The sequence below is a fragment of the Aeromonas sp. SrichE-2G genome (assembly GCF_017939565.1).
GTDB lineage: Bacteria > Pseudomonadota > Gammaproteobacteria > Enterobacterales > Aeromonadaceae > Aeromonas > Aeromonas taiwanensis.
In genome coordinates, this window is the sequence record NZ_JAGKRG010000010.1 from 20,774 (window position 1) to 41,015 (window position 20,242).

16 protein-coding genes are annotated in these 20,242 nt (G+C 61.8%); 7 read left to right on the plus strand and 9 right to left on the minus strand.

Annotated features, from left to right (window positions below; translation table 11 throughout):
* Window positions 1-4: 4 nt before the first annotated feature.
* The 4 genes from J9885_RS13220 to J9885_RS13235 are packed head-to-tail and all read right to left on the minus strand — an operon-like array spanning window position 5 to window position 3,563.
* The gene (locus J9885_RS13220; protein WP_210549733.1) at window positions 5-781 is read right to left on the minus strand and encodes an ABC transporter permease subunit; all 777 of its coding nucleotides are present in this window, start codon (window positions 779-781) and stop codon (window positions 5-7) included.
* Window positions 774-1,673 carry an ABC transporter permease subunit gene (locus J9885_RS13225; RefSeq protein WP_210549734.1) on the minus strand — a complete coding sequence of 300 codons (900 nt, stop codon included), beginning with the start codon at window positions 1,671-1,673 and terminating at the stop codon, window positions 774-776. The genes J9885_RS13220 and J9885_RS13225 overlap by 8 nt, the downstream gene beginning before the upstream one ends.
* A complete protein-coding gene (locus J9885_RS13230; protein ID WP_210549735.1) occupies window positions 1,673-2,506 on the minus strand; it encodes an alkaline phosphatase family protein in 834 nt (277 codons plus the stop codon). Before J9885_RS13230 ends, J9885_RS13225 begins: the two co-directional genes overlap by 1 nt.
* Window positions 2,507-2,516: 10 nt before the next feature.
* Window positions 2,517-3,563: an ABC transporter substrate-binding protein gene (locus J9885_RS13235; protein ID WP_210549736.1), complete on the minus strand. Its 1,047-nt coding sequence runs from the start codon at window positions 3,561-3,563 to the stop codon at window positions 2,517-2,519.
* A 232-nt stretch (window positions 3,564-3,795) separates the two neighbouring features.
* Between J9885_RS13235 and J9885_RS13240 the strand changes: the two genes are divergently transcribed.
* Window positions 3,796-4,566 carry a UTRA domain-containing protein gene (locus tag J9885_RS13240; protein ID WP_210549758.1) on the plus strand — a complete coding sequence of 257 codons (771 nt, stop codon included), beginning with the start codon at window positions 3,796-3,798 and terminating at the stop codon, window positions 4,564-4,566.
* 220 nt (window positions 4,567-4,786) lie between these two features.
* On the opposite strand, the gene J9885_RS13245 is transcribed toward J9885_RS13240, so the two are convergent.
* The gene (locus J9885_RS13245) at window positions 4,787-5,551 is read right to left on the minus strand and encodes a helix-turn-helix transcriptional regulator (protein ID WP_043762568.1); all 765 of its coding nucleotides are present in this window, start codon (window positions 5,549-5,551) and stop codon (window positions 4,787-4,789) included.
* Window positions 5,552-5,993: 442 nt separating this feature from the next.
* Window positions 5,994-6,908, minus strand: coding sequence for a LysR family transcriptional regulator (locus J9885_RS13250; RefSeq protein WP_210549737.1), 915 nt, complete (start codon window positions 6,906-6,908; stop codon window positions 5,994-5,996).
* 258 nt (window positions 6,909-7,166) lie between these two features.
* Between J9885_RS13250 and J9885_RS13255 the strand changes: the two genes are divergently transcribed.
* The 6 genes from J9885_RS13255 (at window position 7,167) to recD (ending at window position 17,942) form a co-directional block, all read left to right on the plus strand.
* On the plus strand, window positions 7,167-7,499 hold the full coding sequence (locus tag J9885_RS13255; RefSeq protein ID WP_043762572.1) for a hypothetical protein: 333 nt from the start codon (window positions 7,167-7,169) through the stop codon (window positions 7,497-7,499).
* 30 nt (window positions 7,500-7,529) lie between these two features.
* On the plus strand, window positions 7,530-8,216 hold the full coding sequence (locus tag J9885_RS13260; protein ID WP_043762577.1) for a pirin family protein: 687 nt from the start codon (window positions 7,530-7,532) through the stop codon (window positions 8,214-8,216).
* 83 nt (window positions 8,217-8,299) lie between these two features.
* The gene (locus tag J9885_RS13265; protein ID WP_210549738.1) at window positions 8,300-8,692 is read left to right on the plus strand and encodes a DoxX family protein; all 393 of its coding nucleotides are present in this window, start codon (window positions 8,300-8,302) and stop codon (window positions 8,690-8,692) included.
* A 228-nt stretch (window positions 8,693-8,920) separates the two neighbouring features.
* Window positions 8,921-12,298, plus strand: coding sequence for an exodeoxyribonuclease V subunit gamma (gene recC, locus J9885_RS13270; protein ID WP_210549739.1), 3,378 nt, complete (start codon window positions 8,921-8,923; stop codon window positions 12,296-12,298).
* A 2-nt stretch (window positions 12,299-12,300) separates the two neighbouring features.
* Window positions 12,301-15,906 carry an exodeoxyribonuclease V subunit beta gene (gene recB, locus J9885_RS13275; RefSeq protein ID WP_210549740.1) on the plus strand — a complete coding sequence of 1,202 codons (3,606 nt, stop codon included), beginning with the start codon at window positions 12,301-12,303 and terminating at the stop codon, window positions 15,904-15,906.
* Window positions 15,903-17,942: an exodeoxyribonuclease V subunit alpha gene (gene recD / locus J9885_RS13280; protein ID WP_210549741.1), complete on the plus strand. Its 2,040-nt coding sequence runs from the start codon at window positions 15,903-15,905 to the stop codon at window positions 17,940-17,942. The genes recB and recD overlap by 4 nt, the downstream gene beginning before the upstream one ends.
* A gap of 42 nt (window positions 17,943-17,984) precedes the next feature.
* Here the strand turns inward: recD and J9885_RS13285 are convergent, their stop codons facing one another.
* From J9885_RS13285 to J9885_RS13295, 3 genes are read right to left on the minus strand one after another with little or no spacing between them, the layout of a single operon-like run.
* Entirely contained in the window at window positions 17,985-18,491 is a 507-nt protein-coding gene (locus J9885_RS13285; protein ID WP_210549742.1) for a hypothetical protein, read from the minus strand.
* 8 nt (window positions 18,492-18,499) lie between these two features.
* Window positions 18,500-18,820 (minus strand): STAS-like domain-containing protein, encoded by a 321-nt coding sequence (locus J9885_RS13290; RefSeq protein ID WP_210549743.1) that lies wholly within the window; start codon window positions 18,818-18,820, stop codon window positions 18,500-18,502.
* Window positions 18,817-19,758 carry a hypothetical protein gene (locus tag J9885_RS13295; protein ID WP_210549744.1) on the minus strand — a complete coding sequence of 314 codons (942 nt, stop codon included), beginning with the start codon at window positions 19,756-19,758 and terminating at the stop codon, window positions 18,817-18,819. Before J9885_RS13295 ends, J9885_RS13290 begins: the two co-directional genes overlap by 4 nt.
* Window positions 19,759-20,242: the final 484 nt, after the last annotated feature.

The following is a 20,242-nucleotide window of genomic DNA, read 5'->3' on the forward strand; positions in this document are numbered from 1 at the left end:
TGGTTCACCGATGAAATCTGTTCGCTGCCCAGGTGAGCAGCAGGGTCAGCAGGAAGTAGCTCATCACCAGGGCGCTGGTGAAGTGGCCCGAGGTGGAACGCATGTTGTAGAGGTAGACCTGCAGGGTTTCGTAACGGGTGCCTACCAGCATGTTGGCGAACACGAACTCCCCGAGCAGGAAGGAGAGCGACAGAAACAGCGCCGCCAGCAGCCCCTTGCGCAGGCAGGGGATCACCACCAGCAGGAAGGCGCGGCCGCTGCTCGCCCCCAGCAGGTGGGCGGCATCCATCAGATCCCTGAGCGGCACCCCCTGCAGGCTGTTGGCCAGCGCCCGGTACATGAAGGGGAGTACCACGGTGAACCAGGTACCCACCAGGATCCATGGCGTGCCGATGATGGGCAGGACGCCGTCGGCGTAGATCTGCAGCAGCCCCACAGACGAAACCACCGGCGGCACCGCGAAGGGGAGCAGGATCAACAGGTTCATCCAGGGATCCAGCTTTGGGAAGTAGTAGGCCACCACCAGCACGGTGGGCACCAGCACCAGGGTCCCCAGCAGCAGGGTGGCGAAGCAGACCAGCAGGCTTCGGCCAAAGGCCGCGAGAAAGCGCGGGTCGCCCCAGAGTTTGAGATACCAGTCGAGGGTGAAGCCGTCCGGCAGCAGGGTGGCCCCCCAGCGGGTGGAGATGGAGTAGAGAAAGGTGGCCAGCAGCGGCAACAGCAGGGTGGCCACCAGGGCCCCCAGCACCCAGCGCGGCCAGCCAGGTTTCAAGTCATGCATGGGATTGCCCCCTGTTCACGTAGCTCTTTTTCAGCAGCCACTGGTTGGCGGCTGTCACCACTCCCAGCAGCACCATCAGGATCACCGCCAGCGCTGCCGCCATGTTGGGCTCGAGGAAGATGTCGCCGGAGACCAGGCTGGCCACTCTGATGGTCACCAGGTTGAAGTTGCCGGTGGTGAGGGCGTAGGCGGAGGCATAGGCCCCCACCGCGTTGGCGAACAGGATGATCAGGGTGCCGAGCAGGGCGGGAGTGAGCACCGGCAGCGCCACGTGCCACACATATTGGCTCTTGCTCGCTCCCAGCAGGGCGGCGGCCTGCGGCCACTCATCCTGCAGCGCATCGAAGGCCGGATAGAGCAGCAGCAGGGCGAGCGGGATCTGGAAGTAGGTGTAGATGAGGATGAGGCCGGTGCCGGAGTAGAGGTTGAAGCCGTCGATGAGGCCCCAGGATTTCAGCAGCAGGGTCACGGCGCCATTGATGCCGAGAATGATGATGAAGGCGAAGGCCAGCGGCACCCCGCTGAAGTTGCCGGTCATGGTGACGAAGGCCAGCAGCAGCCGTTTCACCCGCTCGCCACTGTGGCGCAGCGCCGCCGCCCCGAGCGTGCCGATGGCGAGCCCCGCCAGACTGGCGATGCCGGCGATGCGCAAGGAGTTGCCGAACGATTGCAGGTAGAAGGGGGAGCTCAAAATCTCCCGGTAGTGGTCGAGCCCCCAGCCGTCCGGGGTCTGGAAACTGCCCACCAGCACCCACACCATGGGGGCGAGCTGGAACAGGATCATCAACAGGATAAACGGCAGCAGCACCAGGGCGGGCAGCCAGTGGCGACGCAGCCGGCGCCGGGTGACGGTCGGTTGATCCGCCAGGATCTCGGTGGTGGCGGGCATCATCAGTGTACCTCCGGCAGGTTGCCGGCCTTGAGCAGCGGGGGGGCAGCTGGCTTGTCGTGGGGAACCCCCAGCAGATCGGCCATCAGGGCGCAGAGCTGGGTCTGGGCGATCACTACCCCATCCGGCCAGCGCTCGATAAATGCATCGCCAAACAGCCAGAGCGGCACCCGGCGCTCTTCGGTCAGGGTGCCGCCGTGGCTCAAGTCGTTGTTCATGCCGTGATCCGAGGTGATCACCACCTGATATCCCTGTGCCAGCCACTGGGGCAGCAGGTCGGCCAGCAGGCTGTCCATGCGGCGCGCCTGATTGCGGTACTGACGGGAGTCCAGGCCGAACTGGTGGCCCGCGTCGTCCACCCCCATCGGGTGGATCAAGAGAAAATCGGGGTCGTACTGGCTGCGCAGCCACTCGCCATCCATCAACAGGTGGCTGTCGGGGTAGCCGTCATCCCAGTAGAAGCAGCCGTGCTGGATGGGCAGTCGTTCGTCATGAGTGAAGCGATCCCGCGCCGCTTGCCAGGGGCTCTGGTTGTAGAGCTCGCTTATCCAGTGGTAGGCCGCCGCCGCGGTGCGTTTGCCGCCCGCCCGGGCCAGATGGAAGATGGACGCCTGCCGGCTCAGACGGCTCACCCCGTTGTGGGTGATGCCGCTCTCCACTGGCGTCGTTCCGGTCAGGATGCACTCGTAGAGGGGCCGGGAGAGGGAGGGGAGGGCGCAGTTCAGGGTGGCCTGCAACCCTTGTCCCGCCTCCACCATGCCCGCGAGGTAACCCATGCAATGGGCTACCTCGGCAGAGAGGCCATCCACAAGTACCACTATCACCTTGTGTTGCACTGGCCGCTCCTTACTGCATGTTGATCATGACGGTTTCCTGCCACTGGCGCGGCAGGGCCTTGGAGCTCTGCTCCCAGGCGGCGTGATCCTGGACCGGCTTGGCATTGGCGTACTGCTCGGCCGGCAGCAGCTTGGCCTTGACGTCATCCGGCAGGGTCACGTTGCTGCGGATGGGGCGGGCGTAGCCGCGCGCCAGGTTGATCTGGCCGGCGTCGGAGAGGATGTATTCCCGCGCCAGCTTGGCGGCGTTGGGGTTTTTGGCCCACTTGTTGATGATGGTGGTGTAGCCGGCGATGACGGAACCGTCGCTCGGGATCACCACATCAAATTTCTTGGGGTCGATCTGGTCGCGGTAGTTGAGGGCGTTGAAGTCCCACAGCACACCCACTTCCACCTCGCCCTTCTCGATGTTGGCGATGGTGGGGTCATTGAGCGACAGACGCCCCTGCTGGGCCAGCTTGCCGAACAGCTCTAGCGCAGGCTTGAGGTTCTTCTCGCTGCCGCCGGTGGCATAGGCCGCCGCCAGCACGCCGTTGTTGGCCTGGGAGGCGACACCCACGTCACCCAGGGTCACCTTGTAGTCGCCGCCCAGCAGGGATTGCCAGCTGGTGGGGGCAGCCTTGACCAGATCCTTGTTGATCAGGAAGGCGATGGTGCCGGTATAGGCCAGCATCCAGTGACCGTCCGCGTCCTTGGCCCAGTTCGGAATGTCGGCCCAGGTGGAGGGCTTGTAGGGCTGGGTGACGCCCTGCTGGACCGCGACCGGGCCGAAGGCGCCGCCCACGTCACCGATGTCGGCGGTGGCGTTGCCCTTCTCGGCGGCGAACTTGGCGATCTCCTGAGCCGAGCTCATGTCGGTATCCTGGTGCTTGATGCCGTAGATGCTGCCGAGCTGCTGCCAGGTATCCTTCCAGTTGGCCCAGCTATCGGGCATGCCGACGCTGCTGAGCTGGCCTTCGCCGCGAGCGGCCTTCTCCAGATCCGCGATATTTTCGGCTGCAAAAAGTGGTTGGCTGATGGCCACCAGGGCCAGTGCACTTGCGATCACGCTTCTCATCATCCCATCCCTCTGGACTAGGTCAGTTAAGGTTCGAGAGGGATGCTAGAGCGCGAATATGACGGTGACGGGGCGCTTTGATGGCAATTTGATGACAAACGTCCTGTCACGTCCCTGTCATCCGCCCGGAGTACAACTCGGGGCCAAGGGGCACTGGCCTACTCCAGCCTGCCACCACAGAACAGACGACAGGGACAAGCGCGTGACAGAGCCGGAATTGAACGAACCGGGCATGGCCGACGGCCGTGGCCCCTCCAAGTGCGAGCGGATCTGCCGGATCCTGCGCCGCTACATCGGCAGCGGCCAGTTGGCGGCCGGGCAGCAGCTGCCCGCCGAGCGGGCCCTGAGCGAGCGATTCGCCACCACCCGCATCACCATCAAGGAGGCGCTCTCCAGCCTCGAGGCGGACGGCCTTATCTACCGGGCCGAGCGGCGCGGCTGGTTCGTGGCGCCCCCAAGGCTCACCTACGACCCCGCCATCCACACCCATTTTCACCAGTGGATCGGCGAGCAGCAGCGCACCGCCGAGACCCGGGTGCTGGCCCACGGCGGTCAGCTGGCCAGCAGTGACCTGTGTCACCGCATGGGATTGGCCCCCTTCACCCCCCTCTACGAGATCCGGCGCCTGCGCCTTATCGACGGCCGCCCCGTCCTGCACGTCAGCCACCACCTGCTGGCCAGCCGCTTCCCCGACATTGCGAATGCCCCCCTGGCCAGTTCCCTCACCGAGCTCTATCGGGAGCGCTATGGCATAGGCCAGGGCAGCTCGAGTCTGGAGATCACTCCCTCGGCGGCCCGGGGAGAAATAGCCCGCGCCCTCAATCTGGCACAGGGAAGCGCCGTGCTGCGGCTGGTGCGGATCAACTACGACGAACGGGGAGGGCTGGTGGATTGCGACATCGAGCACTGGCGCCCGGATGCCATCCGCATCTGCCTGGATACCCGCGCTTTGTCGCCCGCCTTCGAGAGACCATCGCAGAACCTGGTCCCGGATCGGGGGTGAGTTGGTGAACACTGGCGGCCAAGGCGGCCATCCCGCATCTACCTGGATACCCGCGCTTTGCCGACCGCCTTCGAGAAACCATCGCAGAGCCTGGTTGTGGATGAACGGTGAGTGGGTGAACGGGGCGGGCAGCGCGGGGATTCAGCAGGTCCTGGGGATCGCCTGAACTGGCGGGCAATCCGGGGGGAAAGAGGCGCGGATCCCGCAGGATCCGCCGGGATCAGTTGTCGATATTGGGGATCAGGTCGTCGAAGCTCTGGTAGCCGCAGTCCGCCAGCTGCAGGGACATGGTGTAGGTCTTGCTCCCTTCCCGCTGGCCGATGGCGGGGCGGTTGAGCTTGAGCTCCTGATGCCAGTACTCCTTCATGCGATCGATGAGGGCCATGGCCTCGGTCTCGTCCAGGTGGAGCTGGCACAGCGCCATGTAGTTGTTGGGCCTGTGCATGTTCTCTACCAGATAGTCCCCCAGCACCGACATCGCCTGGCGCGCCTGCTGGCGGGCGAAGCGGCTGTGCTGCTCGAAGCTGATCCGCTCGCTGATGAGGAAGTGATAGCTGTTGTCGATGCCAAGCTGCAGGATGCCGAGCTTCTCCAGCTTGCGCAGGTAGAGATAGCAGGAGGCATCGGTCAGGCCGTACTCCCGCTTGAGATCGATCAGGGTCTTGTCGCGCCAGAAGATGTTGGCGAGGAAGGCATAGAGCCCCGGCTCCTTGTGAAACGCCTCGTCCTGCTCCTGGGTGAAGACGGCGCGCCGGCTCTGGGCGTCCTGGGTGCGATCCAGCAGCTCCTCGAAGGAGAGTCCCACCAGGTGACAGATCTCCAGCAGGGTGTCGAACGGCAGGGAGGGCTTGTTCATCATCCGCTTCACGGTGGCGATGGACACACCCATGGCCTCCGCCAGGGTCTGATAGCGGATCCCCTTGTCGGTCAGGGTCTTCTTCAGGGTGTCGAGAATGTGGTTGGCCAGGGTCTGGCTGTAGGTCATGCAACTATTCCTTTATCTGCATTTTTAGTCGTGTCAGAAAATGCGTTGTTTGTCGGTATCGGGCTCAATTTTTGATACCTAGAAAAACCAGAGGAGAATAACCCGGTGATGATGGCTGAAATGGCCTGACCAGTTATGGTGCAAGGTGGCAGAAAGTGACACCTGGTGGTGCATATCCTTCAACCTTTCAACATTTTGCTGGTGATGCATATTACAAAGCACATAATTCAACACGAATCGGATTCAATACCTTCCTGGTTGAGAAAACGATTGTTTGCTTCCAATTTAAGGGTTTTTTAACCGAAAGGTTTTATTCTTTCCTGGCATTGAGCGGAACTCGCAAGAGGTCCGCTTTTTTTCTTTTCCTAGAATCTGAGCCCGTCGTCAAGACAAGGGCTCAGTTTCGGTACTTCCTGCGCCGACGTCCCCACGCGACAGCCATTTATTCCCCTTTGCAGGGAAACAGCTTGGGGATCTCCCGTACCAGCCAGCTCTTGGCCTTGCCCATGGTGTCGCGCCGCCAGGCCAGCGCGACCTGGATCTGGTGGCGATACTCGGGGCTGATCACCTTGAGTCGTCCCGCCTCGATGTCTTCTTCAATCCAGCTCAGCGGCATGGTGCCGACCCCGATCCCCGCCAGCAGGGCATCGCGCTTCTCCCCCATGGTGCTGACGGTCAGGCGCGGCTGTTTGTCGAGCAGGCGATAGGTGAGCACCGGCTTGCGCAGCGCCGTGTCGGCCACCGCGATGGCCCGGTAGCGGCGCAGGGTCTCGTCCGCCAGGGGCTCGGGCTCCTGGTGCAGGGGGTGATCCGGGTGGGCGACATAGAGCATCACCTCCTCCTGCAGCACCTGATGCTTGACGCCTGTCATCATGATGTCGGGGTTGAGGGAGGAGATAAGCAGGTCGGCCCGGCCATCTTCCAGACACTCCCAGCTGCCCGCCAGCACCTCGGCCCGCAGCCTGAGCCGGGTATCGGTCAGCTCGGCCAGCCGCTCCACCAGCGGGTAGAGCGCCTGCAGCGGTACCAGGGCATCGACGGCGATGGTGATGTCGGTCTCCCAGCCCCGGGAGAGGGCCCGGGTCTCGCCCACCAGATGTTCGGCCGCCTCCAGCAGTACCCGGCCCCGCTCCAGCAGCATGCGGCCCGCCGGGGTGAACTTGGTCCTGTGGCCGCTGCGGTCGAACAGCATGGCGTCCAGCTCGTCTTCCAGCTTCTGCACCGTGTAGCTCAGTGCCGAGGGCACCTTGCCCAGCTCGTCGGCCGCCGCCGCGAAGCTGCCCCGGCGATCGATGGCATCCAGCACCCGGATCGCCTCCAGGGTCAGCGCCCGCTCCTTGCTTGATTCCTTGGCCATATCAAACCTTCAATTTTTTTGAATATGTTTACCAGATTATCTCGCTAACAACTTAGGGGAAGTCACTTTAATATTCAATCAACGCTTAGGCAGGAAGGCCAAGCGACCAAATAAAAGGTAGTTCCGGGCTGAGACATCCCCAAAACACGATGTCTGATGTCAGCAAAAGAACAACATAGTATTTGAATGATCTCTTGCATGGATGCATTGATTCTGGCCCGCAGGGCCTTGGCAATGACATAAAAACCAAGAGAGTGAATGAACATGAAAAACGTAATCAAGATGCTGGCCGTTGCAGGCCTGATGACCGCAGGTGTAGCCCAGGCTTCCGTACCGGCCGACTTCAGCGCCGCCCCGGGCGTGCTGTTCGTCAACTGGAGCGCCACCGCTGCGATGGACGGCAAGGCCAACCCCATGCTGGAGGTGCGCGACGAGTCCGGTGATCTGCTGGCTTCCGTCCACGCCAACCTGATGGGCACCCAGCAGGTCGCCATCCCGAGCCGCACCCAGGGCAACCTGACCGTGAGCTTGGGCAACGAAAGCAGCAGCTACCGCATCCCGTTCGGTCTGGGTGACGGCCGCCAGCGTTAATGAACCACTTTGGTCAGTGAGGAGAACACCATGATGAAATTGAGAGCCGCGGAAGCACGGGGCAAGGCCAACTTCGGCTGGCTGGACGCCCGTCACAGCTTCTCCTTCGGTCACTACTATGACCCGGAGTGGATGGGACACTCTGCCCTGCGGGTCATCAATCAGGATCTGGTGGCGCCGGGTGGCGGATTCGCGACCCATCCTCACGCCAACATGGAGATCCTCACCTGTGTGCTGAGCGGCACCATAGAGCACAGGGACAGTCTCGGCCATGCCGAACAGATCCCGGCGGGGGATTTCCAGCTGATGAGCGCAGGGTCCGGCATCCGGCACAGCGAGTACAACCCCTCGCAGACCGAGCCGCTCTCCCTGTTGCAGATCTGGATAGAGCCGAATGAACACGGCACCACACCCGGATATCAGCAGAAGAAGATTGAGACCAGACCCGGTATGACGCTGGTGGCGTCACCGGATGGCGAGGATGGATCCTTCAGGATCCGCCAGCAGGCTCGCGTCTGGCGCTTGCAGCTCCCCGAGGGGGAATCCCTCGAATGGGCATTGCAAGGACGTCATGGTTACCTGCATATGATTTCAGGGGAGCTGACTGGCAACGGTCTGGCTGCCCGACCCGGCGACGGGCTGCTCAGCCGCGACGAGCCGACCTGGGTGCTCACGGCCTCCAGGGGGAGTGAAGCCCTGCTGTTTGATCTGCCTTGATAGATAATTCTTGGCAAAATTAATGAGTTAACAATTAGCTCTTACACTGTAAATACCATGATGGTAAGCAAAGGAATCGAACGATGGACAAGATGAAAGATGTGGCACTGCTGGTGGGTCGCGTACTGCTGGCACTGATGTTTGTGGTGGCGGGCTGGGGCAAGATTGGCGGTTACGCCAGCACCCAGGGCTATATGGAAGCCATGGGCGTGCCCGGTTTCATCCTGCCGCTGGTGATCCTGCTGGAGCTGGGTGGTGGCCTCGCCATCATGCTGGGCCTGTTTACCCGCAGCCTCTCCGTGCTGATGGCCGGTTTTACCCTGATGGCGGCCTTCATCTTCCACTATCAGCCGGCCGAACAGATGCAGATGCTGATGTTCATGAAGAACGTCTCCGTGGCCGGTGGTTTCCTGGCCCTGGCGGCAGCCGGTGCCGGCGCCTTCAGCCTGGATGCCCGCCTCGGCAAGAACTGGTAATACCCGCAGTTTCAAGTTTTCCAACGCCTTTTGGCCGGTGCAGCAGCACCGGCTTTTTTATGCCCGCCACCTGCGCCTCCTTGCCCTTCGTGATGACGACGTGATCGGCGGCAACAAGTGCCTTTTGCATCTTCCCCCCCGATCCCCGACAATCCCGATTCTTGTTGAAGTGGCGGGAATCCCTGGAATTTTCCCGCGCTCACCCCTTTGCATCGGCGGGAGTTGCTCATGTTCACCCTCTACCACTCCAATCAGCTGGATCTGCTCAAAGAGTTGCTGGTGAGCCGAATCCGGCAGGCGCCCCTCTCTCACCCCTTCGAACGGGAACAGATCCTGGTGCAGAGCCCCGGCATGGCCCAGTGGCTCAAGCTGGAGCTGGCCAAGGCCTTCGGCATCGCCGCCAATATCGACTTTCCCCTGCCCGCCAGCTTTATCTGGGAAATGTTCACCCGGGTGCTGGCGGACGTGCCACGCCAGAGCCCTTACAACAAGGGAGCCATGAGCTGGCAGCTGATGACCATCTTGCCCACCCTGCTGGACAGGCCCGCCTTTGCGCCGCTGGCCGCCTATCTGGGGAGTGGGGAAGACGCGGATCCTGCCCGGGAGCCCGCCAAGGCGCCCGAGCAGGTGCGCCTCTGGCAGCTCTGCCAGAAGGTAGCGGATCTGTTTGACCAGTATCTGGTTTACCGACCGGACTGGATCGCTCGCTGGGAACAGGGGGAAGGACTTGTCGGAACAGGGGGCCAGGAGCTGGCCGGGGTGAGCGGTCAGGATTGGCAGCCGGAGCTGTGGCGCGAGCTGGTGGCCCGCACCCTGGCGCTCGCTCCCAGTGGCTACCATCGCGCCAACCTCTACGAGGAGTTTATTCACGAGCTGGAGCGCACAGCAGAGCTGCCGGGCACGTTGCCCCAACGGGTCTTCGTGTTCGGCATCTCGGCGCTGCCGCCGCGCTATGTGGAGGCGCTGCTGGCCCTCGGCAGCCGGGATGAGGTGGAGGTGCACCTGTTCGTCACCAACCCCTGCCGCTACTACTGGGGTGACCTGCTCGATCGCAAGACCCTGGCGCGCCTCGAAAACAAGCTCAAGCCGGGTACCGATCTCGACACCCTGCAGGGCCCCGCCAACCCGCTGCTCGCCTCCATGGGCAAGCTGGGGCGCGACTACCTGCACCAGCTGATGGAGCTGGAGGTACCGCAAATCGAGGCCTTCGTCGATATCGACGACACCAGCTTGCTGCATGCTATCCAGAAAGACGTGCTGGAGCTGGCCGAACGGGGGGCTGGTCAGTTCGATCTCGACAGCAGTCAGCACAAGAACCCGATCGATCCGGCCGATGGATCCCTGCAGATCCACGCCTGTCACGGCCCGATGCGGGAGCTCGAGGTGCTGCACGACCGGCTGCTGGCGCTGTTCGAGCAGGACCCGACCCTCACCCCGAAAGACGTGGTGGTGATGATGCCGGATGTGAACAGCTACGGCCCCTATATCCAGGCGGTGTTTGGCGCGCGGGGCCAGATCCCCTTCGCGGTGTCGGATCGGGCGGCGAGCCAGGAGAGCCCGCTGCTGCAAAGCTTCCTCGCCCTGCTGAGACTCCCCAACGCCCGGCTGGGGGCCGGCGAGCTGCTCGCCATCCTCGAGGTGCCCGCCGTGCTGCGCCGCTTCGAGCTCGATGACGACGAATTCAACCAGCTGCGGCGCTGGGTGCAGGAGACCGGCATCCGCTGGGGGCTGGATGACGGCTACCCGGAGCGCTTCGATCTGCCGCGCCTCTCTGGCAACAGCTGGCTGTTCGGCCTGCGCCGCATGCTGCTCGGCTTTGCCATGGGGGATGGCGAGCCGGTGGCGGGCATCCTGCCCTATGCGGACATCGAGGGGCAGCAGGGGCTGGCGCTCGGCAAGCTCGCCTGGTTTGTCGACTCCCTGGCGGAATTTCTGCCCCGCCTGCAACAGGCGCAGCCGCTGCCCGAGTGGATCGCCTGCCTCAACGCACTGCTGGAGCGCTTCTATCAGGCCGACGAGGATGAGGAGCGCCAGCTGCAGCTTATTCGCAGCCAGCTGGCGGACTGGCTTGTCCAGCTCGGCGAGGCCCGCTTCGAGCAGGCCATCAGTGCCGATTTGCTACAGGATTACCTCGGCAGCGTGCTGGGGGAGTCCCGCTCCAGCCAGCGCTTCCTCGCCGGTCAGGTCAACTTCTGCACCCTGATGCCGATGCGCTCCATCCCCTTCCGGCAGGTCTGCCTGCTCGGCATGAACGACGGCGTCTACCCGCGCACCCTGCCCCCCATGGGGTTCGACCTGATGGCGGTGGCCGGCCGGCGCGGGGATCGTTCCCGCCGTGACGACGACCGCTACCTCTTCCTAGAGGCGTTGCTGAGCGCCCAGCAGGGGCTCTATATCAGCTATCAGGGTTTCAGTGCCCAGGACAACAGCGAGAAGGTGCCCTCCGTGCTGCTGGCCGAACTCATCGACTATGTGCGCCAGGGCTTCGTGCTGGCGGGGGATGAGGGCCTCGATGACGAGACGTCAGGCCGGCGGCTGCTCGAACACCTGATCGTCGAACACCCGCTCACCCCCTACAGCCGCAGCTACTTCTATCCAGAGGCACATTCCGGCCTCTTCACCTATGCCGCCGACTGGCTGCCGGCCCTGAGCCCGCAGCGCGGGGCCGCCAACTTCCAGAGCGGCGAGCTGCCGCTGCCACCGGAATGGGGCAAGGAGCAGGGACTGGAGCTGGCGGAGCTGCTGCGCTTCTATCGCCAGCCCGCCAAGTATTTCCTCAACCGCCGTCTCAAGGTGTGGTTCGAGCTGGACGAGGCCGAGATAGAGGACAGCGAGCCGTTCGAGCTGGACGGCCTGCAGCACTACCAGCTCAAGGCGCTGCTGCTCGATGCCCATCTGGCAGAGGGGGAGAGCCCGGAGCGAAGCGATAGCGTGAGCACGCGTCGCCAGCGCCTGCAGCTCTCCGGCCTGCTGCCCCAGGGCTGGTTCGGCAGCCTGCTGCTGGATGATCTGGATGCCGAGATGGGCAAGCTGGCGGCGCGCTTGCGCCCCTGGGTGGCGACCAATGAGGCGGACAAACAGGCAGTGGAGATCGATATCTCCCTGACCCAGGGCCAGCTGCAGGGGTGGATCGACACCCAGAAGGGGCGCTTGCTGGTGATCAAACCCGGCAGCTTCAACGGCAAGGATCTGCTGCTGGGCTGGATCCAGCACCTCTGCCTCTCATTGAGCGATGCCCCCGGTGACACCCTGCTGTTCGACGCCAAGCAGAGCCTGCGCCTGCCTAGGCTCCCGGCCGACGAGGCTCGGCAAAAACTGGCGGCCCTGGTCGCCCTCTGGACCCAGGGAATGAAGCGGCCGCTGCCCTTCTTTCCCAGCACCGCCTGGGAGTGGATCAAGGGGATCGAGAAGGATCCGGACAAGCCGGAGGCCGCCGACAAGGCGGCCCTCGCCCGCTTCCAGGGCGGCTACATGGTGACGGGGGAGGGGCAGGACGTCTATGTCGCCCGCTGCTTCCCGGAACTCGATGACGAGGTGCTGGCCCAGCTGCAGGCGCTGGCCCGGGAACACCTGACCCCGCTGCTGACCACCATGGAGATGATGTAATCATGGCTAACCCGCTCAATACGCTGCGTTTTCCCCTCCATGGCGAGCGGCTGATCGAGGCCTCTGCCGGCACCGGCAAAACCTACACCATTGCCGGCCTCTATCTGCGCCTCTTGTTGGGCCACGGCCCGCTCATTGAAGAGGGGGCCGATGCTGGTCAGATGAGCGCCCACGAGCGACCCCTGTCGGTGACCGAGATCCTGGTGGTGACCTTTACCGAGGCGGCCACTGCCGAGCTGCGCGGGCGGATCCGCGGCCGCATCCACGAGGCGCGCCTCGCCTTTATGCGTGGGCAAAGCAATGATGCCCTGCTGGCCCAGCTGCTGGAGGAGGTGGAGGATCACGAGCTGGCGGCCCGCCGCCTGCTGACCGCCGAGCGGCAGATGGACGAGGCGGCCGTCTTCACCATCCACGGCTTCTGCCAGCGGATGCTGAAACAGAATGCCTTCGAGTCGGGCGCCCTCTTCGAAACCGAATTTCTCACCGACGACAGCCAGCTCAGGTTGCAGGCGGTGAGCGACTACTGGCGCGCCGAGTTCTATCCGGTGGATAAAACCCTGGCCAGCGCCGTGCGCGCGCTCTGGCCGAGCCCGGCGGCCCTGCTGCGGGAGATGAACGGCTGGCTCGACAACAGCGAGCTGGAGATGCGCCCGCCGGCGGGGGACGAGACCCTGGCCGCCCGCCATCAGGCGGCCATGGCCCGCATCGAGGCGGTGAAAGCGGCCTGGCTGGCGCAGGTGGACGAGATCCGCCGCCAGACCGACGGCCATATCAGCCGCTATACCGGCAAGAACTACGAGGGGTGGCTCGCCAAGATAGCCGACTGGGCGCAAGATGAGGCCAGCGGCTATGCGATCCCTAAGGAGCTGGAGCGCTTCGGCCAGACGGTGCTGGAGGCGAACCTCAAGAAGGGGGGCGAGCTGCCCACCCTGCCGCTGTTCAGCGAGATCGACGCGCTGCTGGCGAGCCGTCCCGGCATCCGCGACCTTATCCTGCAGCGGGCCGCCGTGGTGGTGCGCAGCCGGATGCAGGCCAGCAAGCGCCAGGCCCATCAGCTCTCGTTCGACGATCTGCTCAAAGACCTCGACGGGGCGCTCGACTCCCCCCTTGGCGAGCGGCTGTGCGAGCGCATTCGCGCCACCTACCGGGTGGCCATGATCGATGAATTCCAGGATACCGACCCCCAGCAGTACCGCATCTTCCATCGGCTGTACGGCGGCCACCAGGACACGGCGCTGCTGATGATCGGTGACCCCAAGCAGGCCATCTACGGCTTTCGCGGCGCCGACATCTTCACCTACATTCAGGCGCGGCGAAATGTGAGCGCCCACTACACCCTGGGGCGCAACTGGCGCTCCAGCGGCGCTCTGGTGGCGGCGGTCAACGGTCTGTTCGAGCGAGCCAAGGATCCCTTTATCTACGAGGCGGATATCCCCTTCCTGCCGGTGGAGGCGCAGGGCAAGAGCAAGGCGCTACTGCTGGAGGGCGAAACCGCCCCCGTGCTGCACTGCTGGCAGCTGACCGGCCAGCCCACCTTCAACCGGGGGGATTACCAGAGCAAGATGGCCCGCGCCACGGCGGCGGAGATCCACCGCCTGCTGACCCTGGCCCGGGAGGGCAAGGCACTGATCGGCAGTGAGCCGGTCAAGGCCGGGGATATCGCCGTGCTGGTGCGCACCGGCGCCGAGGGCAAGCTGGTGCAGCAGGAGCTGGCGCGGCTCGCCATCGCCTCGGTTTATCTGTCGAATCGCGAGAGCGTGCTGGAGCAGGTGGAAGCGCGGGAGATCTTGCTGATCCTGCACGCCTGCCAGAACCCGAGCGAGGAGAGAAGTTTGCGGGCGGCGCTCGCCACCGGCCTGTTCGATCTGGACGCCAAGGCCCTCGACGAGCTTGCCTCGGACGAGCGGGCCTGGGAGAGCGCGGTGCAGGAGTTTATGGAGTACCGCAAGGTCTGGCACAAGCGCGGTGTGCTGGCCATGCTGCGGGCCCTGCTGCACCGGCGCAATCTCGCCGCATCGCTTTTGGCGAGCCCCTACGGGGAGCGGCGGCTGACCAACTTCCTCCATCTGGGGGAGCTCTTGCAGCAGGTGAGCAGCGAGCTGGACGGCGAATACGCCCTGCTGCGCTGGCTGGGGGAGGCGGTAAACCGCCAGAGCGGCCAGGATGCGGAGCAGATACTTCGCCTGGAGTCCGAGCGCAAGCTGGTGCAGATCGTCACCATCCACAAATCCAAGGGGCTGGAGTACCCGCTGGTGTTCCTCCCCTTTATCTGCAGCCACCGCAGCGCCGATACCCCCCTCTATCACGAGGCCGATGAGGCGGGTAATCGCACCATCCTCGATCTTACCGGCGCCGAGGAGTCTCTGGCGGAGGCCGACAAGGAGCGCCTCGCCGAGGATCTGCGGCTGCTTTATGTGGCGCTGACCCGGGGCGTCTACGCCACCTGGCTGGGGCTGGCGCCGGTGCGCTCCGGCAATGGCAAGTCGGAGAAGACCGACCTGCACCAGACCGCCATCGGCTACCTGCTGCAAAAGGGGGAGGAGGGGGACGCCGCAACCCTGGCCACCGCCCTCAGTGCGCTTGCTGAAGATCTACCCGGGGTGGCCGTCGGTGAGCCCTCGCTCACCCGCCCGGCCCCGTTGCCGGCAGAAGAGGAGCAACTGGGTGAGCCCCAGGTGCGCCGCTTTGGCGGCACCCTTGAGCGGGACTGGTGGATCAGCTCCTACTCTGGTCTCGCGGCCCAGGGCCACGGTCACAGCAAGGGGGTGCTGGCCAACCCCGGCTTCGATGACGAGGTGGTGACCGAGGCGGCGGCGCTGGCTGCCGAAGAGCCAGTGCAGGCGCCCCAGCCCTCCATCTTCACCTTCCCGAAGGGGGCGCGCCCCGGCACCCTGCTCCACAGCCTGTTCGAGACCATCGACTTTGAGAGTGCCGCAGGCGAGCCGCTGGCACAGCATATCGCCACCCTGCTGGCGCAGGATGGCTTCGACGAGAGCTGGGCCCAAGTGCTGCAACAGCAGGTGGAGGCGGTGCTGGATACGCCGCTTGAAACCGGCTTTGGCGAGCCGGTGCGGCTGCGGGATCTGGCCCCCGAGCGCAAGCAGGTGGAGCTGGAGTTCTTCCTGCCCATGGGGCGGGTGACGGCCCCTGCGCTGACGGCGCTCTGCCAGCAGCACGACCCGCTGTCGCGGGGCAACAAGCCCCTCAGCTTCGCCACCGTGCAGGGGATGCTCAAGGGCTTTATCGACCTGGTGTTCGAGTGGCAGGGGCGCTGGTATCTGCTCGACTACAAATCCAACCACCTCGGCATGAGCCCGGCGGACTACAGCCGGCCGGCGCTGGAGCAGGCCATGGTGGAGCATCGCTACGACCTGCAATACCAGCTCTACTCCCTGGCGCTGCACCGGCTGCTCGCCCTGCGCCTGCCGGGTTACGACTTCGAGCAGCACTTTGGCGGGGTCTTCTATCTGTTCCTGCGTGGCATGCCGCAGGGGGGGATCTTCCATACCCGCCCCAGCCGTGACCTGGTGTTGGGGCTGGATCGGCTGTTTAGCGAGGGGGCTACGCCCGCCCTCGCACAAGTTTCGGATAACGGGGTAGAAGCATGAAGCGCGCAATGATGATCGAACGACTCAAGGCCCTGGCGCTGGCGGGGCGCATCCGCCAGCTGGATCTGCAATTTGCCAAGCTGGTGGCCGATCTGGGCGGCGGCCCCGAGCTGGTGCTGGGGGCGGCGCTCGCCTGCTTCGAGCTGGGGCGGGGCCACGTCTGTCTGCCGCTGGAGATGCTATCTGCCGGATCCTTGCGCCCGTTCGGGCTGGATCCGGATCAGGGCCGGGATCTGCTGGCCGATCTGGCGGATCCGGCGAGCTGGCCTGCCCTGTTTGCGGCCAGCCCGCTGGTTGGCGGCGAACAGGATGAGGGGGAAGCCCCGCGCTGGCCGCTGCGGCTCTGGCACGGCCGCCTCTACCTCACCCGCTACCACGATCACGAGCAAGGGGTGGCCCGCCATCTTCGTGCCTTGAGTGAGCGCGCCGAATGGCCGGAGATTGCCCCGGCCCTGTCGCGCCTCTTTGCCCGCGACTACGGCCTGGTGTTCGGGGCCCTGCTCAAGGCCCGCCTCGCCCCCGACTTCTCGGCCCGCCACTTTATCGAGAAGTACCTGGATCTGGTGTTCCCAAGTGAGGTGGAGTGGCCCGCCATCGAGGCGCTGCTGGCCAGCGCCCAGGCTGCAAACGACCTGAGCAAACTGGATGCACTGGTGCCCGAGGCACTCTGCTGCAACGGCCAGAAGCTGGCGGCGGCCACGGCGGCGGCGCGCCCCTTTGCGGTCATTTCCGGCGGCCCCGGCACCGGCAAGACCACCACGGTGGCCAAACTGCTGGCCATTCTGGTGGAGACCGGCTTGCAAGGGGGCAAGGCCCCGGCGATCCGGCTGGTGGCCCCCACGGGCAAGGCGGCGGCGCGTCTGACCGAGAGTATCGGTTCTGCCCTGCAGGCGCTGGACTTGCCCCCCGAGTGGGTGGAAGCCATCCCCACCGAGGCGGGCACCCTGCACCGGCTGCTCGGGGTGATCCCGGGGCGCAGCCAGTTCCGCCACCACAAAGGCAACCCGCTGCACCTCGACCTGCTGGTGGTGGATGAGGCCTCCATGGTCGACCTGCCGATGATGGCGCGCCTGCTCGATGCGCTGCCAAGCCATGCCCGCCTGATCCTGCTCGGCGACAAGGATCAGCTCGCCTCGGTGGAGGCGGGGGCCGTGCTCGGCGATATCTGCAGCTTTATCGAACAGGGCATCAGCCCGGCGCAGGCACAGTGGCTCTCCCGCCAGACCGGCTACCGTCTGCAGGGCACGCCCGCAGGGGCCCCAGTGCGTGACAGCCTCTGTTTGCTCTCCAAGAGCTGGCGCTTCGATCAGCACTCCGGCATCGGCCAGCTGGCGCGCGCCTGCAACGGCGGCGATGCGGCGGCGGTGGAGGCTGTCTGGGGCGCGGGTTTTACGGATATCAGCCTGCACCCCTGGGCGGGGGAGGCCTACGACGAGTTGATTGCCAAGGGGGTGGCCGGTTACGGCAGCTATCTGAAGGCGGCCCGCGCGGGGGAGGAGCCCGCCGCCGTATTCAAGGCATTCAACGGTTTTCAGATCCTCTGCGCCCTGCGCGATGGCCCGTTCGGGGTCGAGGGGCTCAACGAGCGCCTCGAACTGGCCCTGTCACGGGCGGGCCTGATTGCCCGCGATGGCGACTGGTATGCCGGTCGCCCCGTGATGGTGGTGCGCAACGACCACGGGGTCGGCCTCTACAACGGCGATATGGGGCTCTGCCTGCCCGATGAAAGCGGGCGGCTCAAGGTCTGGTTCGAGCAGCCGGACGGCACCCTGCGCGCCCTCTTGCCCAGCCGCTTGCCGCCCCACGAGACCGTCTATGCCATGACCATTCACAAATCCCAGGGCTCGGAGTTTGCCCATACCGTGCTGGTGCTGCCCGACAGCCCCAGCCCCTTGCTGACCCGCGAGCTGGTCTATACCGGCATCACCCGCGCTAAGGCTCGGCTCGATCTCTACGGCGATCGCGCCCTGCTGGCCCAAGCGGTGCGGAAAAAGACCGAGCGTTATTCAGGGTTGGCACAGAGGTTGGGGGAGTGATGGGTTGGACGGCGGTAAAAATCACCGCCGTTCATCTAGATTTTATTGGTAATGATTTCTTATACGAATGCATTCATCACGAATAGTTTGAATTCGGTGGCCTTGATAGCTTTCGGGGGAGACAGTTGTGTCGCTATAAAGCGTAATTGCTCGCCGTAAGTGCCGAAAGCTCAGACTAGGATAAGTATGAGATAACAGCCCATCAATTTCACGAGCGATCCCTGTAATTATTTTTATGTCACGAGAAAACTTATCTATATCTTTTTGATATATACTTGGTGGTGAAAGCCAAAAATCTATTGACTCATCTTCAAGTTGTGTGATTCTAGATGTTAAGTCTCGCTTTAAACTAAATATTTTCTCTAGATTTCTACGTGTGTTTTCAGCATGTTCTCGAGCGATGTTTTTAGATTCCTGCCATTTCGCTATTATAAATGCGACACACCCTGCAACGACCCATCCTATCAGTACTAAGAGCCATGTTATATATTGACCCTCTTTTTTAAATTGGGAAGAGAAGTCATTTAAGAAAGATTGTATAGAGTCCATAGAAATATTTACCTGTCAATATTTCTTGCTGCCTCTTCATTGATATAGTCTTGGATCTCATCAATGAGGTCTGGCTCTTCATTTGAAATGAATTTTATTTTCTTCACTAGTTCAACAGGAACACCATCTCGAATCAAACCGCCAAAAGCCTCTTCTAAAAATGATGAGCCATATCCTTCTGTACCGTCGAGGTCTATTGTTACTTCATCACCGGACAAGATCGTATCTTTAATAATCCCTCTGTAATATTCACCAGAGTATTTTCCCAAAGAAATATATCTTGGACCCGGGCATGTGAATTTATCAGAAACTTTAAATGTTGTGCTCATGCGGCGCCCTCCTGCACGACTCCAGCTTTACCTTTAAGAGGTAGTGACCATTCAATGATCGTCCCTCTAACAGAATGCTTGTAATCTATAACAAAGTCAGAGAAACTGCCACCATTACCTCTGTAACCGTAACACCCTTTGTTACTGAAGATTGTCAGTAGCCCATCTTCATGTGCATCGATAACAGCTTTCATATCATGTATTCCTTTCCCTCTATTTGCTAGTCCTGTTTTGGTCTCTCTTAGGTTTGAAGATGCTTTAATAAAGGCAGAGTCAGTCCTTTCTCTGACACCTAAAAACTCAAATATTTCTTGTAAGAACCCAGCTTGAGTTTTAGGTAATGTGTTAGGAATTCCGACTCCCTTGTCACATATTACGACAACTAACTTCTCATCTTTTATTGCGGCAAAACACCACCATTTTTCTGTTGCAGTATTAGGATCGATCTCATCTAGGCAACGATTCGAAGAGTAAGCATGCTCTACGCTATTTGCCATCGCTTCAGAAAAGCCTCTGTATAACTTTCTACTGGCTTTTAGAGCTAGTTCCTTTCTTATTTCCTGTATGGTTTTTTGCGCAAGGAATGGTTCTGAACAAACACCGCTGGTATACTGCCAATAAATAACATCATCAAAATCTTTTGTAGGGCGTTTATTTTTTCTTAGTAAGTCATAAAATCCAACCTGTTTAAGAACAGACTCTACTTTTTCATCTTGGGGGTGATTGAAACTTATGGCCCTATATCCATGCTGACTAACTCGAGTATGCTGATCTACTTCGGCTAGCAGTGATAACATTGCAGCTGCAGTAACTTTTTCAGTTTCTGAAAAATCAAGAAACACTTTATAGCCAGAATTTATATGGCGCCTTAACTTATCGAGGCAAATGCTCAACGCTTCAAATTGACGCTCGTTATAATAGTTGATTACTTTAGGCATTTTGACTGGGATCGCTCTCTTTTTTTTTGCTGAGAGTATTGCAGATCTATATTTTGGAGATGTACAGCGAGGAGGTTTTACGGGGTATTTATGCAACCTAATCTGAGAAACTAATATCTCCTCCGCAGTAGCGGATCGCAAAGCATTAGAGTACGACCTCTTAAGCGAGGAGATGATCCTGCGGTGCTCAAGGGAAAATATGATTCTTTTATTTTTTTTCTCACACTTTTTCATAACTCAATCCGCGCGGCCCCAAATGTGACTTATAGTATGTCTAGAGTTTGCAAAGATCTAGTTTTTAAATAGAAATAACATCAAGAGTATTAACTATTGGGCCACATACTTTAGGCTTTCCACGATATCCCCAATCATTCCTCCGATATTTTCAATAGATATCACTTATGTTGGGCTTAGCAAGCTCTTCTACAACCCTTATTCTCAGATTTTTTAATCGGCATAATTTATGTTGGGTTTCATCGGGTCT

Excerpts from the sequence above, each read along its gene's own strand:
- J9885_RS13220 (WP_210549733.1), bottom strand. The coding sequence starts at position 781 with ATGCATGACTTGAAACCTGGCTGGCCGCGCTGGGTGCTGGGGGCCCTG.
- J9885_RS13225 (WP_210549734.1), bottom strand. The coding sequence starts at position 1,673 with ATGATGCCCGCCACCACCGAGATCCTGGCGGATCAACCGACCGTCACC.
- J9885_RS13235 (WP_210549736.1), bottom strand. The coding sequence starts at position 3,563 with ATGAGAAGCGTGATCGCAAGTGCACTGGCCCTGGTGGCCATCAGCCAA.
- J9885_RS13240 (WP_210549758.1), top strand. The coding sequence starts at position 3,796 with ATGGCCGACGGCCGTGGCCCCTCCAAGTGCGAGCGGATCTGCCGGATC.
- J9885_RS13245 (WP_043762568.1), bottom strand. The coding sequence starts at position 5,551 with ATGACCTACAGCCAGACCCTGGCCAACCACATTCTCGACACCCTGAAG.
- J9885_RS13250 (WP_210549737.1), bottom strand. The coding sequence starts at position 6,908 with ATGGCCAAGGAATCAAGCAAGGAGCGGGCGCTGACCCTGGAGGCGATC.
- J9885_RS13255 (WP_043762572.1), top strand. The coding sequence starts at position 7,167 with ATGAACATGAAAAACGTAATCAAGATGCTGGCCGTTGCAGGCCTGATG.
- J9885_RS13260 (WP_043762577.1), top strand. The coding sequence starts at position 7,530 with ATGATGAAATTGAGAGCCGCGGAAGCACGGGGCAAGGCCAACTTCGGC.
- J9885_RS13265 (WP_210549738.1), top strand. The coding sequence starts at position 8,300 with ATGGACAAGATGAAAGATGTGGCACTGCTGGTGGGTCGCGTACTGCTG.
- recC (WP_210549739.1), top strand. The coding sequence starts at position 8,921 with ATGTTCACCCTCTACCACTCCAATCAGCTGGATCTGCTCAAAGAGTTG.
- recB (WP_210549740.1), top strand. The coding sequence starts at position 12,301 with ATGGCTAACCCGCTCAATACGCTGCGTTTTCCCCTCCATGGCGAGCGG.
- recD (WP_210549741.1), top strand. The coding sequence starts at position 15,903 with ATGAAGCGCGCAATGATGATCGAACGACTCAAGGCCCTGGCGCTGGCG.
- J9885_RS13285 (WP_210549742.1), bottom strand. The coding sequence starts at position 18,491 with ATGGACTCTATACAATCTTTCTTAAATGACTTCTCTTCCCAATTTAAA.
- J9885_RS13290 (WP_210549743.1), bottom strand. The coding sequence starts at position 18,820 with ATGAGCACAACATTTAAAGTTTCTGATAAATTCACATGCCCGGGTCCA.
- J9885_RS13295 (WP_210549744.1), bottom strand. The coding sequence starts at position 19,758 with ATGCCTAAAGTAATCAACTATTATAACGAGCGTCAATTTGAAGCGTTG.